This window comes from Legionella nigrisilvae, assembly GCF_977063395.2.
On sequence record NZ_CDRUGZ020000027.1, the window covers coordinates 405,806 to 421,491 of the forward strand.

Below are 15,686 nucleotides of genomic sequence, written 5' to 3' on the forward strand. Positions count from 1 at the left end.
CTAATTCATATATTAAATCACGAGGGGAACGATTTTATAGGGAACCAATTCACAATATTTTTTCCAATCATGACCATACTTAGATGAACATCGCTTATCATCACGAAATGCCCTATCAAATAAAAGAACTGTTAAAAAGCAAAGATAAAAGTACGGGGCAAAATTGTCAAATAAAGCAGGTACGGACCAAAAAAAAGTACCGGCCAGCTCTGGAATATAATGGAAATGTCTGGCTATCCCCCACCACCCTGAAGCCAGTAGTATGGTTTGTTTTTTATCACCTTCTGTAGTCTCGTAACGAGCCAACACCGTAACTGGCTTTTTACCCCAAATTTTGCATTCACCTTGGGTAGCTCGCGCAATAAGTCTTTGTTTATCCGCAAGATAATTTATAATTATACTCGCAAAACCTAACCCTAAAATGAGAGTAGCCCATACAAAAGATAAATTGATTGGATGGAGGACAAGATACATACTTGGAGAAGTATAAACGCAAGGAACCCATACCATACAACCCCAGCAAATATAAAAACCGGCTCGATCATGCATAATGTCTAAAGAGCGTAAATAGCCTTTTTCCCACATATAAAATTTGCTCAGATAGACAAATTGTAGGAGGACTGAAATCATTATTGAGTTAGATAATCCGCCTAACTCAGCTTGCTTGGCACAATAAGAAATAAGAAACAGCCCCCAACTCATCATCCCAAAACGACATGTAATGAATTTTTTGATGCTCCATCCCAGGATTTGAGGATAAAGCTCTGTTCCCCAGTAGTAATCAAATAAAATATTATTTGTTATACCTGAATCTGTCGATGAAGGGAAAAAACGTCCTTTAATATACAAAAAAACACAAACGATAAGGCTAAATAAATTCAACGCGCCAAAAAGAGCCCCCAGATTGTCATAAAGTATAGAAGCTGAAAATAGATTGAAGCCAAACGATGCGATGCAAAAGCTTGTCATTGTGACAATAAATGCCAGGACTCCATTATCTTTATAAACAGGGATATTCCCTTTGGGTGTAATAGGTCCTTCAAATTTTTTACCTGGCAAAATTTTCATTAAAGCCAGTTCAAATACCGTAAAAATTAAAATAATCTTCCAAGCTATTGCAGACCCCCAAAAATACGGTTTCCAAACAGAAACTACTGTTTGGTAAAAACCATCCCTAATCATTAACTCCCACAAAGCAGACAAGGACCCTTGGAGCTGAGTATTGGTGTACCACATCAACATAACAAAAACAGGGCATGAAAGAATGAGAAATAAGGGGCCTAGGGTATTCCTAATATTGAAATTCATAATGCTTCCTTACATAGACTAAAGAGAATTATGATACAGGAATTTTTAGTATTTAGTATCTCTTTAATATAGTGAAAAATGAAATTAAAACGATTAAATAGTATTTGAAATTTATCGCATAAAAATAAAAGAATCCTGTTTGCTTTAGTTATTATTTTGATATTTACTTTAATATATATACTTTCATAGAAGTAACATCATGCTCCAATATCATATCGAACGAATGACCCGTGAAGAAGTTGGAATTGCTATAGATTGGGCACGAAAAGAAGGCTGGAACCCAGGATTAAATGATGCAGAATGTTTTTACCAAGCTGATCCTCAAGGATTCTTTGCTGGTAAATTAAATAATCAAATTATTGCAGTTGGTTCCGCTGTAGTTTATGACGCACACTTTGCTTTTTGTGGACTTTATATCGTTGATAAAAAATATCGTTCTCAAGGATACGGAATGAAGTTAACTACTGCTCGTCTTAACTATATTAATAATCGCAATGCGGGGATTGATGGGGTATTTTCTATGGTCAATAACTATGCGCACATTGGTTATCGACTTGCGCATAACAATGCCCGCTATGCTTTAAAGCATCCCCGATTAAGACCAAAAGTAGATCCCCACTTAGTTGATCTGAATACCGTACCTTTTGAACAACTAATTCAATATGATAAGCAGTATTTTCCTGCATCAAGACCTAAATTTCTTTCAGAATGGATTAAACAGAATACTGCATTAGCACTTGGTTTTGTTTCGGAACGACAGCTCATGGGTTATGGAGTAATCAGAAAATGTTTTGAGGGTTATAAAATAGGCCCACTCTTCGCAGATACACCTACTATTGCCCAGAAACTTTTTGAACAATTAGTCGAATACGCTCAAGGAGAGATTGTCTTTCTAGATATTGTCGAGAGTAATCCTTTTGCCGTTCATTTGGTTAATAAATTTAAGATGTCCAAAATATTCGAAACAGCAAGAATGTATTTAAAAGGAGCTCCTAAACTGTCTACCGAAGGAATTTATGGAATTACTACGTTCGAACTAGGATAAGATGCGTGATAGATTAGGCCATGGCTCCAAAGAAAAATATTCTTGGCACAATGATATGCACTAATTGGGTAATGAATTAAAAGCAGAATTAAGCAGACTTCCCTTTTCTACTCAAAGCCAAAGGACAACGAAATCTGAGTATGGAATTGTTTTATGAGTATGCCAATCCAAAGATTAAATAAAATTAAAAAGAGATAATCCCTGAATGAGCACAAAACTTTGTTGTGCGACCTCTAAATTGTACAGTTCCTGTTTGAACTCCGTTGCAGCAGCTAAAGGATCTACTTCTTGCAAGCGCTTTAAAATTATTTGGCTTTGCTCAATTACATCGGAATTTGCTGTTTCAGCATGTTCCAACTGATTTAAACGTGCTCCCAGATTGGCTCGGGCATCAAGGATGGTACTCAAAGCACTATCTATTTGGGCTAAAATTTGATTATTTACAGTCGTAGCTGCTGCCTTTTCGGTGGCCGTTGAATAAGGTTGATTTAAATTATTAATCATGTTTTGTATAGTGGCAAAAACTGATTCATTTTGAGATGGAGTAATTAAAAAAGAATCACCAGCATTCGGCAAACCCGAAATAGCCATTTCCATTCCATTAAAACTAACCGTCATTCCATCTTGATATAAAGGTGCATCATCCGGTAAACCCGTGGGAGGGATAACATTACCGCTCGTTGCACCACTAACCATGACGACCAAACTTCCCTGGGAGTTCAATGCAAAACTCATTGTGTAATCATCCGGTACATACGCTGAAGGGGTAATTAATGAACCCGTATTTAATGAAGCAGTTCCAGTATTTGGCGTTGCAGTTTGCTTGATTGTAAAACTTCCATTTCCATTGGGTATACGCATGAACAGATCCTCCCCAGGATCGTTTATGGCCATTTGTAGGCTGCTTCCTACAAGCTGAAAACGTTGTGTACTATCACCATTGTATACATATTGCCCCGAAGTATTGATTGAAAAAGGCAAAGTAGAAGTCTGTCCCCCACTAAACATATAATCGCCATTGATATCTTTGGCATTCGCATAATCAAGCAATTCTTTCAATATAATATTGGCCTCAATGGCCAATGCTTTACGATCTTGTTCTGATAATGTCGAATTTCCAGCTTTAACTTGAATTTCTCGTAAGCGTTGTAAACTGATGGTGCAATCATTTAAAATAGATTCCTCCATACTTAACGCACTATCAGCACTTTCACGATTTTTTTGTAGAAGTTGAGTAGTATTTATTCGTTGATTCATGAGTTCAATCTGTGCGAACGCGATAGGATCGTCAGATGAGTATCGTACCTTTAAAAAATTTTCGTTGAGTTGCTCCTGAAGTTTCGCTACTCGCTCTTGTTTGTTCAATAAACTATTCAAGCTATTCTGATAAATTTGATTCGTCGAAATACGCATTTATCACCTCATTATTTGAAAAAGTAATTCCATCATTTGATTGGCAATTTCCATTAGCTTTCCTGCAGCTTCATAAGCTTGTTTGAATTGAAGTAAATTTTGCGCCTCTTCATCCAAATTGACACCACTTATGCTCTCTTGATAATCCACAGATTGCTTATATAAAACTTGAAACGCATCAGCACGATTTTTAGCCTCATTAGTTTGACTTCCTGTTTCAGAAAGTAAATCAGAATAAACATCAAAAATTGTTTCATTACCATTAGAAAAAATACTTTGCTGTTGAACTCCGGCTAAAAGTAAGCCATTACGATTATCACCATATCCTCCTTGATTATACTGGGCCACAAACTGATCGCCGGTATTTGGAGCACCGGATAATCTAATAGAGTACGACGGATTGATGCTATCTGGAATCTGAATCACATTGTCTGTATTTGGCACGTACGTGATTGGGCCACTTGTAATACCATCTGTAACGTTAACCAAATTGAATTGGGTCGGTGAAATAAAATCAATGGTATATTGTTTTGTGACCTCGTTAGTATTGAACACAGCTCCTAAATCAATTGTTCCGTTTCCTGTATTGTTTAGGGAAGCACTAGTTTGTACTGGTGATGCTAGAGCTAATTGGCGAGGATCGCTCACCAAAAGAGAGAAATTCGCAGCAGCCCCACGCGTTGGCATAATTGTAAAAGTATCATTATCAGCAAGATTAGCAATGTTGTCCACGATAATAGTCATGCCATCGACGACAATTTGCCCCGCAGGGGGAGCGGGTGGGTTACTACTCCAATTTAATGTGACTGCTGACCCATCTGAATCACGGATGAGTGCTATCTGATTAGTTCCTGCATTAGTAACAACTAATTGATAATCGCTAATTTTGGTTTGGGAAATATCAGAAATATTCACGGACAACACTCCTGATCCACCGTTTGTTGCTGCAGCAACCGCCCGATTTAACTGCAAAGATTGACTGTTGTAGTCCGTAAAAATATTCTGGCCTAGCTGATTATTCAAATCCATGCCCAAGCGATTTTGAGCATTGAATGTCTGAGCTAATCCAATCGCCATTTGTCCTATAATTTGGCTAGATTTAGATAAAATATTTCGTTCATAATTCAATAAGCCACCTAAGGTGCCGCTGGCTAATTGATTTGTAATATCTGTTTGTCCCGCACCCGAATCCAAAGAAATACGAGTCCCTTGAGCTGTGAGTTGATCATAACTCACAGACAAAGCTCTTTGGGTCGTCCCAATTACCAACATTTGACCACTACCAATACCCACATTCACCAGCCCATTGTCCTGTTCAATTACAGTTAAATCGGAGAATTCAGACAACTGCTTAAGTAATTCATCTCGTTGATCCAATAATTCAGGTGAGTTGGGTGAGTTCATTATTTGTGCGTTTACTGCTGCAATGTTTGCTGTTAGTTGATTGATTTTACCTGTTATTTCTTTAATCTGGGCTGTTGAGTTTTCTTGGTATTGATCCAAATTTTGTTGTAAGAATAAAAATTGACTGGCTAACAATTGGCTTTGACTCATGGCAACATTTCTTGATGCGACGCTGTCTGGTGCATTATTAAGTTGGCCTAACGAGTCAAAAAAAGACTGTAATGAGGAAGATAAACTACTGCCATCCTGAGAAAGTAATTTATTAATCTGCAGAGCTTGCTGATAAAATGTATCATATTGGGATTTAATGCTTAATGTACTTCTCACTTGCGCATTAGCAAACTGATCAACATTGCGATAAACATTATTGACTGCGACCCCTGTGCCAATGAAAGAGCCCGCAAAGCTCCGGGATGGAGTTGGAGCAAATTGAATACTCTGTCTTGAATATCCACGCGTTTTGACATTAGCAATATTATTTCCAGTAACGCTCAATGCGTTTTGAAAAGCACTCATTCCTGAATAAGCAATACTTAGTATTGACATGGTTACTCGCTCCCTGACCTAATATTCAAATGTCTTATAACTTCTTGTTTAATAGTTAATATACTTGATCAATCCACTCTCAGCGCAATATTGTTTCAAATTTGCTCTGATAATTCACAGCGTTGGATTGCCTGCTTCAACTCCTCACCATGATAAATTGATAAAATCTTAGCACCATACTTAGGGTCAGTCGCATAACCTGCTTTGTGTAGTTCATTGACATAGACCTCAGGATTTGCAGTGCTGGCCAAAGCATTTTGATATCGTTCGTTGTCCTTGATTAAGGAAATATAATCATTGAAACTATGTTCCGTAGATGAATATTTTTTGAATGATGCGTTTACCTTAATTGGGGTGTCTGCGATATATTCTGTTGTTTTAACTTGAACGGTTTCAAGTTCGGTACTACCTGATTTAATGTTGAATAAATTGTTACTGCTACTGCCATCAACATCCTTAGTAACAAATTTCCCCCACCCTGTTTCTAATGCAGCTTGTGCGATCAAAACTTTAGGATCTAAACCAATAAGCGATGCGGCTTGTTTAGCTTGAGGCCAAATTGATTTGACGAACTCATCAATTGTATTTGGTGGCGTATCGGGTTGAGCCTGAGTGGTGGGAGTAGGCAATGAAGGAGAACCCACGCTTTTAGGCGGAGTCATTTTGTTGGGTTGTTCGGATGAAGACAAATTATGCTCCATTTGTCGTGTAAGCATATCTGCCAAACCAATACTCTTTGAGTTTGCAATAGTACTTGCATATTGAGCATCCAACATATCTTGAAAAGTTTCCCGATCTTTACCTCTAAATGGACTCGACTCTTCAAGAAAATGTTGTCCCATACGCATACTTTTCAACATAGACTGTATGAATATTCCTTCAAATTGCTTCGCTGCCTCAGGTAGTGCTTCTTTTGCATCATTTTGAGCCTGAACTTTTAGTTCATTTAATGCATTAAAATCACTGGTGGCAATTCCATGTACCGTCATGTTAATCCTTTTTTCAATGGATCAGATCCTTCCATATTCAAGGCGTACCAACAGATCAAAAAATTATATGAGCCTTGATAGGTTTCCCTCTTATATCACAATTAACGTAGCATTTAACGCGCCGGCTTGTTGTAGTGCTTCAAGTATGGCAATCACATCAGCTGGCGTTGCGCCTACAGCATTAATACCTCTAACAATGTCTTTTAATGTCACACCCGGTGGCAAGACAAAAGCATGATTATTTTTCTGTTCAATGGATACCTGTGATTGTTGTGTTGAAACGGTTCTTCCATTTGCAAATGCATTTGGTTGGCTTATCACAGGAGTTTCCGTCACACTAACCACCAAATTACCATGTGAAACGGCTGCGGATTTAACAACGACATTGGATGAAATCACTACCGTTCCTGTACGGGCATTAATAATAATTTTAGCGATGGCTTCAGCAGGCTTGAATTCTATATTTTCCAGCACCGATACATAATCCACTCGCTGCGACATTTTTTGGGGGGCCGTAACCACTACAGATGCAGCATCCAAAGCTCTTGCTGTCCCGGGGCCCATCATTTCATTAATGGCATCGCTCATGCGTTTTGCAGTTGTAAAATCAGGAGAATGCAAATTAAAGGTTAATTCTTTTGTAAAATAAAAAGGGTTGGGAATATCAGCTTCAATTGTTGCACCATTAGGAATTCGTCCCCCGCTAGGAACATTTACAGTAACGCTTGAACCATCACTTCCTGCAGCACTGACACCGGATACGATTACATTTCCTTGGGCTATTGCATAAACTCGTCCATCGACTCCTTTTAATGGGGTCATTAATAAAGTCCCACCTAACAAACTTTTCGAGTCACCAATTGACGAAATATTGACATCCATAGATTGACCCTTTTTCATAAAAGAAGACAAACTCGCGGTCACCATCACTGCTGCCATATTTTTTGAATTAAGTTTGGTACCTGGCTGTATGTTCACACCTAATTGGGTAAGCATGTTTGCAAACGTATCTTCAGTATATCGCGTACCGGTTTTATCTCCTGTACCGTTTAAGCCAACAATCAAACCATAACCAATCAACTGGTTGGTACGAACACCAGCAAGGGTAGCAATATCTTTAATACGTTCCGCATAAACCAGATTTGAGATCAGGTTCATGAGCAACATCCATGTGATTATCAGCACTCGCCGCATTACGATTCCTTAAATGAAGAACTCTAATTAATGCAAATCCTATCTTTTTTTCCGCTCTAACTGGGCAAACAAGTGTATACTCTATGTCTTCTGAATTTCATCGTATCAGATATCAACTCGATTAGGTTGGGAACAAAGGCCCCCACATAAATCGTGCCAACCATCCTTGAGCATTCGTATTATTCACCTGTCCTGTACCCCCATAAGCAATACGAGCATTTGCCAGACGATCTGAAGTTATGGAGTTGTCAGCACGAACATCCTGAGGCCGGATAATTCCGGAAACACGTACATACTCTTCACCTTGGTCGATTTTAACCCATTTTTCGCCTTGCACTACCATATTTCCATTCGCCAACACTTCAGATACGGTAACCGAAATACTTCCAGCCAACTTATTATTCTGTACCGCTTGTGCAGAACCATTGAACTGTCTCTGGTTGTTCAAATCAAAGTCCATACTGTACCCATTACCAAAAGAGATTGGCCTTCCCAAAAAGAGTTTATTTTTAATTACGTTGGTATCGGTTTTCATCTGTTGCAATGTTGCATTTTTTGAAGCGTTAGTACTTTCTACTAAGAATACTGTGATGATATCGCCGGGATGTCTCGCTCTAGGTGTTTCAAAAAGAGGTAACGCAGTTTCAGCACTATAAATTGCACCAGACTCTTTCCTCAACTCCTTCGGATCGGGCGTTGTAGGATATGTAGGTGCATACTCAGGATCCTTCCCGCGTTGAGGGGGATTTAAAAGTTCACACCCCCCCAAAAAAATGGCGACTGAGCTTATAACAAGCAAATTAAATAATTTCATCAATGAAATCTTCTTAAACAGTTTGATTTAAGTATTGCAGCATGTTATCCACTGTCTGGATCCCCTTTGCTGTAATCTCATAGCTTCTTTGGGCTTGAATCATATTAACTAGTTCTTCAACGACATTCACATTAGACGCCTCTAGAGAGCCTTGCAATAAAGTACCTACACCTGATGTTCCTGGATTATTCAAGGTTGCTGCGCCACTTGAAGCAGTTTCTATAAATAGATTTTGTCCTATAGGTTGAAGTCCGGTTGGGTTGGTAAAATTAGCTAACTGAATGCTTCCCAATACTGTTGGGGTATTGCTTCCAACGACTGTAGCACTCACTACCCCGTCCGTACTTATAGTTACCCCTAAGGTTTGGCTAGGAATATTTATCGCAGGTTGCAGCGGATACCCATTCATATTTACAAGCTGTCCTGTGCTATCCACTGTAAAAGTTCCATCACGTGTATAAGCTTGCGTACCATCTGGCATTAAAATCGTAAAAAATCCTTGACCTTGGATCATCAAATCATAAGGGTTGCGGGTATTTTGCACACTTCCTTGCTCAAATATTTTTTCTGTGGCTGCTAGATGCACCCCTGAACCTGCATTTATTCCTGTAGGAATTAATGAGTTTTCTGAAGATTGAGCTCCAGCTTGGCTTGAGTTTTGATAAAGTAGATCTTGAAATATTGCCCTATCCTTTTTAAATCCAGTGGTATTTACGTTTGCTAAATTGTTAGCAATTGTAGCAATATTCTTTTCTTGTGCTTCCAAGCCTGATTTACTGACCCATAATGCTGGTTCCATGGAGCTCCCTCCGCAATTATTCTTATTTTTCTAATAAATGGTATTCATACCTGCAATACTTGTGCCAATTTCTGAAGATTGTCTTCCATTGTCGCAATCAATTTCATATGGGAATCATACTCTCGTCCTGAAGTAATCATCTCTACCATTTGATCAACGGCATTCACATTAGAGCCTTCAATAGCTCCGCTTTTAACTTTAACATTCCCATCAGCAGCAATTGGAGCTCCGCCATTTTTCAATTGGAATAATCCCTCTGAATTTTTAATAATATTATTTTTATCCAGTGTTACTAATTTAATCCTATCGAGTATCACCGCACTTTTAGGATCCCCACCCTGCGGAACCACGGTAATCGTTCCATCGGTTCCTATATCGATGGATTGAGCTGGAGGTATAGAAATGGGACCTCCATTACCTAAAACAGGATGGCCAGATGCCGTAGTTAATAAACCATTAACATCCAATCGTAGGTTACCTGCTTTAGTATACGCTTCTTGACCTTGACCAGTACCTACAGCAAACCAGCCATTGCCTTCAATCGCTATGTCTAAATTCCGCCCTGTGGTCATAATATCCCCAGGACTTAAATCAACTGTACTGGGGTTTTGTATTGCGAAAGCTGGTCCACCATTGGATCCGTTCATATTTGCATACAATGTTTGTGCTTGGTACAGGTCCGCTTTAAAGCCAGGAGTATTCACATTCGCCAAATTATTGGCGATTATCTCCTGACGTTTAAAACCGGTTCTTCCACCCCCTGCTGCATTATATAAGATAGGATCCATGGTTTATCTCCTAACGCATATTAATAATTGTTTGTGTAATCGTATCACCCGCACGAATTGACTGAGCATTCGCTTGAAAATCGCGTTGAGCACTAATCAAATCAACAAGTTCGCTGGTTAAATCAACATTAGATTGCTCCAACATCCCCGATTTAATTGCGCCTAATCCTCCAGTTGTTGCCACACCAATTAAGGGTTGTCCTGAAGCTGAAGTTTCACCCCAGCACACATTTCCCATATTCTGCAGACCAGTAGGATCAGCGAAATTAGCCAATTGAATTTGGCCCATAGCCATAGACTGACCATTGGTATAAATTCCTAAAATAAGGCCCGAATCATCGATACTTAGGCTAGCCAAACTTCCAGTTGTATAACCATTGGGGGCACTCGATTGAACAGAAAATGGACTTCCGAACTGTGTACTGTCGGATAAGTCAATATTCAAACTTAAAGGATCAGCACCATTATTTAAGTTAAGTGATAATGGAATCAGGTTATTTCCAATAGGGGTGCCTCCTGGGCTTGCGACTCCGGCAAATGATCCATCCGAATTAAAATTCACTTCAAACAAGTTCGTTGTATTATCTGTACCTACATTCGTAGGTACATTTTGGTTGTCAATTTGAAAAGCAACATACCATTGATTCTCTGTACCCGCAGGAGTTGAAGCATTAGGTTGCCCCACTGCTGCAGCGGAATCTGCTTTGATAAAAAACATACTAAGTACATGAGAATTCCCCAAACTATCGTAAATAGTTAATGCGGTGGGATTATTATAAGAACTGCTCAGTGGTGAAGCCCCCCCTACCCAATCAATTGCCGGAGGAGTGCTTTGTGAATTTAAATTCACCCCAGTCGTTACCATAGTGCTCGCCTGTGGGCTTATATTTTCCGTACTTATCTTTAAATTCCCTGACGTTCCGGTAATATTTCCTTGGCCATCCGCAAGCAGTCCAGTAAGATATTGTCCATTAGCATTAGTAATATAATTTTGGTTGTCTAAATTAAACTGACCTGCACGGGTATATACAGCGCCCCCCCCTGGATTGTTTAAAATGAAAAATCCAGAACCATTCACTGCCAGATCCAAACTATTTGTGCTATTGGTTAAATTTCCAGATGCAAAGGATTGCTGAACTTGAGTCAACATTACGCCACCACCAATAGCTGTGCTACCGGAGCCAAAGCTCCCATATCCACCAAAGGCATAAATATCACCAAAATTGGCACGAGATCCCTTAAATCCTATAGTCGAAGAGTTTGCAATATTATTACCAATAACGTCTAAGTTACTGGTTGCTGCCTGAAGTCCACTTAATGCTGCGTCAAAAATCATCTTAGCCTCCTGCTTTTAAACTGAAATTTGTCTAACCTGATCCAATGATATTGGTCCAATCCCTGCTACATTCAATTTTAAGCCCTCTCCATTTTGACCAAGGCTTACGCTATCAACATTTGTGGAGGTCATCGTTTTTAATGATACTTCTTGCCCTCCATAAACAGCATGAACCTCAATTTTATATTTACCTTCTTTTACTCGATTGCTGTCGTTTCCTGTACCATCCCAATTAAACTGAAAAAATCCAGGTGAAGGTTGGCCTAATGGAATGGTTTTTATAAGTTCACCGGATTCTGAATAAATGGATGCATTCAAATTACTGAGTCCAGGAGGAATATCAACGGCTGCTTTCGCATCTCCTTCTACTCCAAGTTGAAGCGCGTTACTATTTACCAAAACCTTGCGACCAACTAAAGCTGAAGCTTGTAAGGCCTGATTTGATTGCAAAGAAGTTGCCATTTGTTGCAAGGATTCTTGCATTTTAGCAACGCCATCATTAGTGCTAAACTGCGCTAGCTGCGAGAGGAACTCACCATTTACCTGCGGTTGCATAGGATCCTGGTTTTGAATTTGAGCTACCATTAAACGTAAGAAATCCTGTTGCCCTAAGCTTTTTTTCGCTGTCGCATCAATTTGATTAAATGATGGATTCGATGTGTTAGTTCCATTAACTGAATTTGTTGCCATTTCCTTTTCTCCCTTATTCCCCTAACCTCAAGGTCCTTTGTAATAGTTGTTTTGTTGTATTAAGCAATTCAACATCCATTTGATACGACCTTGATGCAGAAATCACATTTGCCATTTCTTCAACATAATTCACATTCGGTGAATAAACAAAACCCTTTTGATCTGCTTGGGGGTTATCAGGGGCATAATGCTTTATCGGATCTAAAGTACTTTCATATGTTCCCTTTAGCTGAACGCCTCCAGATATTTGTTCATCCATCCACTGATTTGCATGCTGCTGTACCGCTTTGAATATAGGATATTTTGCTTTATACACTTCGTCAGCATTACCTGTTTCTACGTTAGCATTACTCATATTCTGAGCACTTGTTGTTAAACGAGCTGTTTCAGCGGTCAATGCAGAACCTGCAATATTAAAAACTGCACTTAATGTCATGCCTATTCTCCTTTCAGCGCAAGCATCATGGACTTGATTTTATTATCCAGAAAACTCAAACTGGCTTGATAATGAAGTGAGTTCTTGGCAAATTCTGTGGTTTCCAAATCCTTATCCACGGTATTACCATCTAAAGACATTTGAGAAGTAACCCGATATTTCAAACTCGCTGCAAAATCGGCATTTGTATCTATATGATTCGGAGAAGTAACCTCCATCTTCTGTGCACTGCCAGCCATACTCGCTGCTAAAAATTCATTGAAATCGACATCTTGAGCTTTATAATTGGGTGTGTTTACATTAGCCAAGTTATTCGCTAACTGTGAAGCCCTATGATCACGAGCGACTAGAGCTTTAGCATGTATTCCAAAATATGAATCCAAATCTAACGCCATATGTCCTCCTTTTAAAATAAGTACCACAAGAAAAGCAAACATTGTGCCAATTTCAAATAAATGAGAAAATGAGCGAGTTATAACCTGGTGAGGCTCAGCCATGTCAAAAAAACATACTCTTCCTGAAAACGCTATAGAACAAGTAAAAACCTATCTCTTACAATTACAAAATACAATTTGCTCGCGACTCGAGAATCTTGATGGTCAAGCTCATTTTATGGAAGATTCCTGGAAACGACCCTCGGGTGGTGGCGGAATGACTCGTGTTTTAACTGGAGGGGGGGTTTTTGCAAAAGCAGGTGTCAATTTTTCTCATGTAACCGGAGCTCATCTTCCGGCTTCAGCAAGTGCCCATCGTCCTGAATTAGCGGGTAGGAATTTTAATGCCCTAGGCGTATCATTAGTCATTCATCCAGATAATCCCTATGTACCTACATCGCATGCAAATGTACGTTTTTTTCTTGCAGAGAAAGATGGAGCTGAGCCCGTTTGGTGGTTTGGTGGAGGATTTGATTTAACGCCCTACTACGGTTTTGAAGAAGATTGCAAACATTGGCATCAAATTGCTTTGCGAGCCTGCGAGCCTTTTGGCCAAACGATTTACCCTAAATTTAAACAATGGTGTGATGAATATTTTTTCATTAAACATCGAAATGAAGCACGTGGAATTGGTGGCTTATTTTTTGATGATTATAATGAAATAAGTTTTGATCATAGTTTTGCTTTAATGCAAAGCATAGGTAATCACTATATTGAGGCTTATGCTCCAATCGTATCCCGTCGCAAATCCCACCCTTTTGGTGAAAAAGAGAAAACTTTTCAAAATTACCGAAGAGGGCGATATGTGGAATTCAATCTGATTTATGACCGAGGAACCTTATTTGGTTTACAATCGAATGGAAGAACGGAGTCAATTTTAATGTCGTTACCTCCGGAAGTTACTTGGGACTATAATTGGCAACCTGAAACACATAGCGCAGAAGCAAAACTATATACGGATTTTCTGCCTGCCCGTGATTGGTTAGCGTAAAAACTGCCCCAGGCTATCAGCCCCACTGCCATTAAGTCTAAAGAAAAACTGTCATGGCCGCGAAGCGGAAATCTATTTCTAGCGAGGCATAGTATTAGAAAGATCTCTAAATTCGCGGGAATTTCATTTAAGTTCAGGACTATTGGCCCATCCTAATTATTTTTCTGGCAGAACCACCCTCTTTAAATAAATCCTAGCTAACAATGCAACAACAGCATTTAATAAACTCAAAATTAAAAAAATTTGTGGAATTGCAGCACTAAAGTGCAATAAACCAATGACCATAAGCGTCCCTATAACCATAAATAGAGAATTGTAAATATTATTGGTAGCAATAACTCGGGCTCTACCATTAGGAGGACTCGCAACTTGCAAGTAAGTATATAGGGGAACTAAAAATAAGCCGGAACTAAAAGCCAACATGAATAAATCAAAAGCAATACGCCAATGCGCAAATCGGGTGAAGAAATTATTTAAAGAAAAGAGGATGCCTTGTTCTGTTGTGGGAGTAGCCCAATACAAATCCATAGAAAAGCAAGTAAAAGCGAACATTGCCCAGGGGACCATTGACAAATTAATCCGTCCTTTAAAAATAAAGTTAACTGTCACTGAACCGCAAGCAATTCCTACGGAGAACAAAGCAAGAAATAATGCGAAGATGGCATTATTTGCACCCAAAATATAATTCGTATAGTCCGGTAGCTTGGTTAGAATGACTGTACCTAATAACCAAAACCAAGATAAAATCAAAATAGATAATAAGATACCGAAATGCTCTGTAGCCTGCTTCAACATCCTATAAGTAACTCGCCAAATCTGGGCATCGATTTTTATTTTTTCACACGAAGATGGAACTCTAGGGATAAACAGACTGGAAATTAATCCAATCACTGCAACTAATACCGTCAAAAAAACTGCCAGGTAGGGCTTTGGATTGTTCATTCCAATGGATAAAGAACCCATTGTAGTTCCTAATAAAATCGCTATGAAGGTACTCGCATCAATTAACCCAGTTGCCCCTAATAAATCTTTTTTGGGTAAATGATCTGGTAGAATTGCATATTTTATGGGTCCAAAAAAGGTGGAATGTACACCCAACCCTGTCAAAGTGAACATCATTAGAAAAATATTGCCCCAATATAGAGCCAAGCTTCCGATAATCATTAACAATACTTCTAATAATTTAATCACTCGGGTTACTAAAGCTTTATCGTATTTGTCTGCTAATTGTCCTGAGGTCGCTGAAAGCAGAAAGAATGGTGATATGAATAATGCACCAGCTATAGCTTGGTAATATTCAGATTGAGCTTGATCATGAGTTAAATGATAACTAATCAAAGTAAGCATTGCTAATTTGAAAGCATTATCGTTGAACGCACCAAAAAATTGAGTCAGAAAAAAAGGCAAAAATCTACGTTCTCTTAAAAGGTAAAAAGCACCAGTGCCCATGGGCAAAACTCCATTGATAAATATATAACCGTTCACGTTCTACTAGGAAG

General features: G+C 38.9%; 15 protein-coding genes. 2 read left to right on the forward strand and 13 right to left on the reverse strand.

Annotation, left to right across the window (positions count from 1 at the left end):
* Positions 1-12: 12 nt before the first annotated feature.
* On the reverse strand, positions 13-1,308 hold the full coding sequence (locus ACWTE2_RS19080; protein ID WP_454783909.1) for a phosphatidylethanolamine N-methyltransferase family domain-containing protein: 1,296 nt from the start codon (positions 1,306-1,308) through the stop codon (positions 13-15).
* A 199-nt stretch (positions 1,309-1,507) separates the two neighbouring features.
* Here ACWTE2_RS19080 and ACWTE2_RS19085 point away from each other — a divergent pair, with 199 nt between their 5' ends.
* A complete protein-coding gene (locus ACWTE2_RS19085; protein WP_454783910.1) occupies positions 1,508-2,353 on the forward strand; it encodes a GNAT family N-acetyltransferase in 846 nt (281 codons plus the stop codon).
* A gap of 174 nt (positions 2,354-2,527) precedes the next feature.
* Here the strand turns inward: ACWTE2_RS19085 and flgL are convergent, their stop codons facing one another.
* The 11 genes from flgL to flgB all read right to left on the reverse strand — a co-directional run bounded on the left by flgL (position 2,528) and on the right by flgB (position 13,157).
* Positions 2,528-3,766, reverse strand: a complete 1,239-nt coding sequence (gene flgL, locus ACWTE2_RS19090) for a flagellar hook-associated protein FlgL (protein ID WP_454783911.1) — start codon at positions 3,764-3,766, stop codon at positions 2,528-2,530.
* A gap of 3 nt (positions 3,767-3,769) precedes the next feature.
* A complete protein-coding gene (gene flgK, locus ACWTE2_RS19095; RefSeq protein WP_454783912.1) occupies positions 3,770-5,716 on the reverse strand; it encodes a flagellar hook-associated protein FlgK in 1,947 nt (648 codons plus the stop codon).
* 95 nt (positions 5,717-5,811) lie between these two features.
* Positions 5,812-6,705, reverse strand: coding sequence for a glucosaminidase domain-containing protein (locus ACWTE2_RS19100; RefSeq protein WP_454783913.1), 894 nt, complete (start codon positions 6,703-6,705; stop codon positions 5,812-5,814).
* Between the two features lie 90 nt (positions 6,706-6,795).
* Positions 6,796-7,899, reverse strand: a complete 1,104-nt coding sequence (locus ACWTE2_RS19105) for a flagellar basal body P-ring protein FlgI (protein ID WP_454783914.1) — start codon at positions 7,897-7,899, stop codon at positions 6,796-6,798.
* 121 nt (positions 7,900-8,020) lie between these two features.
* On the reverse strand, positions 8,021-8,713 hold the full coding sequence (locus ACWTE2_RS19110) for a flagellar basal body L-ring protein FlgH (RefSeq protein ID WP_182390880.1): 693 nt from the start codon (positions 8,711-8,713) through the stop codon (positions 8,021-8,023).
* Positions 8,714-8,726: 13 nt separating this feature from the next.
* The gene (gene flgG / locus ACWTE2_RS19115; RefSeq protein ID WP_454783915.1) at positions 8,727-9,512 is read right to left on the reverse strand and encodes a flagellar basal-body rod protein FlgG; all 786 of its coding nucleotides are present in this window, start codon (positions 9,510-9,512) and stop codon (positions 8,727-8,729) included.
* Positions 9,513-9,556: 44 nt separating this feature from the next.
* Entirely contained in the window at positions 9,557-10,300 is a 744-nt protein-coding gene (flgF, locus tag ACWTE2_RS19120) for a flagellar basal-body rod protein FlgF (protein WP_454783916.1), read from the reverse strand.
* Positions 10,301-10,310: 10 nt separating this feature from the next.
* Entirely contained in the window at positions 10,311-11,636 is a 1,326-nt protein-coding gene (gene flgE / locus ACWTE2_RS19125; protein WP_182390883.1) for a flagellar hook protein FlgE, read from the reverse strand.
* Between the two features lie 15 nt (positions 11,637-11,651).
* Complete coding sequence (locus ACWTE2_RS19130; RefSeq protein WP_454783917.1) at positions 11,652-12,326, reverse strand: flagellar hook assembly protein FlgD; 675 nt, start codon at positions 12,324-12,326, stop codon at positions 11,652-11,654.
* A gap of 13 nt (positions 12,327-12,339) precedes the next feature.
* Complete coding sequence (gene flgC, locus ACWTE2_RS19135; RefSeq protein ID WP_182390885.1) at positions 12,340-12,762, reverse strand: flagellar basal body rod protein FlgC; 423 nt, start codon at positions 12,760-12,762, stop codon at positions 12,340-12,342.
* Between the two features lie 2 nt (positions 12,763-12,764).
* On the reverse strand, positions 12,765-13,157 hold the full coding sequence (flgB, locus tag ACWTE2_RS19140; RefSeq protein WP_454784427.1) for a flagellar basal body rod protein FlgB: 393 nt from the start codon (positions 13,155-13,157) through the stop codon (positions 12,765-12,767).
* Positions 13,158-13,257: 100 nt separating this feature from the next.
* Between flgB and hemF the strand changes: the two genes are divergently transcribed.
* Positions 13,258-14,187 (forward strand): oxygen-dependent coproporphyrinogen oxidase, encoded by a 930-nt coding sequence (hemF, locus tag ACWTE2_RS19145; RefSeq protein WP_454783918.1) that lies wholly within the window; start codon positions 13,258-13,260, stop codon positions 14,185-14,187.
* A 156-nt stretch (positions 14,188-14,343) separates the two neighbouring features.
* Here the strand turns inward: hemF and ACWTE2_RS19150 are convergent, their stop codons facing one another.
* Positions 14,344-15,636: an MFS transporter gene (locus ACWTE2_RS19150; protein WP_454783919.1), complete on the reverse strand. Its 1,293-nt coding sequence runs from the start codon at positions 15,634-15,636 to the stop codon at positions 14,344-14,346.
* Positions 15,637-15,686: the final 50 nt, after the last annotated feature.

Excerpts from the sequence above, each read along its gene's own strand:
- ACWTE2_RS19080 (WP_454783909.1), bottom strand. The coding sequence starts at position 1,308 with ATGAATTTCAATATTAGGAATACCCTAGGCCCCTTATTTCTCATTCTT.
- ACWTE2_RS19085 (WP_454783910.1), top strand. The coding sequence starts at position 1,508 with ATGCTCCAATATCATATCGAACGAATGACCCGTGAAGAAGTTGGAATT.
- flgL (WP_454783911.1), bottom strand. The coding sequence starts at position 3,766 with ATGCGTATTTCGACGAATCAAATTTATCAGAATAGCTTGAATAGTTTA.
- flgK (WP_454783912.1), bottom strand. The coding sequence starts at position 5,716 with ATGTCAATACTAAGTATTGCTTATTCAGGAATGAGTGCTTTTCAAAAC.
- ACWTE2_RS19100 (WP_454783913.1), bottom strand. The coding sequence starts at position 6,705 with ATGACGGTACATGGAATTGCCACCAGTGATTTTAATGCATTAAATGAA.
- ACWTE2_RS19105 (WP_454783914.1), bottom strand. The coding sequence starts at position 7,899 with ATGCGGCGAGTGCTGATAATCACATGGATGTTGCTCATGAACCTGATC.
- ACWTE2_RS19110 (WP_182390880.1), bottom strand. The coding sequence starts at position 8,713 with ATGAAATTATTTAATTTGCTTGTTATAAGCTCAGTCGCCATTTTTTTG.
- flgG (WP_454783915.1), bottom strand. The coding sequence starts at position 9,512 with ATGGAACCAGCATTATGGGTCAGTAAATCAGGCTTGGAAGCACAAGAA.
- flgF (WP_454783916.1), bottom strand. The coding sequence starts at position 10,300 with ATGGATCCTATCTTATATAATGCAGCAGGGGGTGGAAGAACCGGTTTT.
- flgE (WP_182390883.1), bottom strand. The coding sequence starts at position 11,636 with ATGATTTTTGACGCAGCATTAAGTGGACTTCAGGCAGCAACCAGTAAC.
- ACWTE2_RS19130 (WP_454783917.1), bottom strand. The coding sequence starts at position 12,326 with ATGGCAACAAATTCAGTTAATGGAACTAACACATCGAATCCATCATTT.
- flgC (WP_182390885.1), bottom strand. The coding sequence starts at position 12,762 with ATGACATTAAGTGCAGTTTTTAATATTGCAGGTTCTGCATTGACCGCT.
- flgB (WP_454784427.1), bottom strand. The coding sequence starts at position 13,157 with ATGGCGTTAGATTTGGATTCATATTTTGGAATACATGCTAAAGCTCTA.
- hemF (WP_454783918.1), top strand. The coding sequence starts at position 13,258 with ATGTCAAAAAAACATACTCTTCCTGAAAACGCTATAGAACAAGTAAAA.
- ACWTE2_RS19150 (WP_454783919.1), bottom strand. The coding sequence starts at position 15,636 with ATGGGCACTGGTGCTTTTTACCTTTTAAGAGAACGTAGATTTTTGCCT.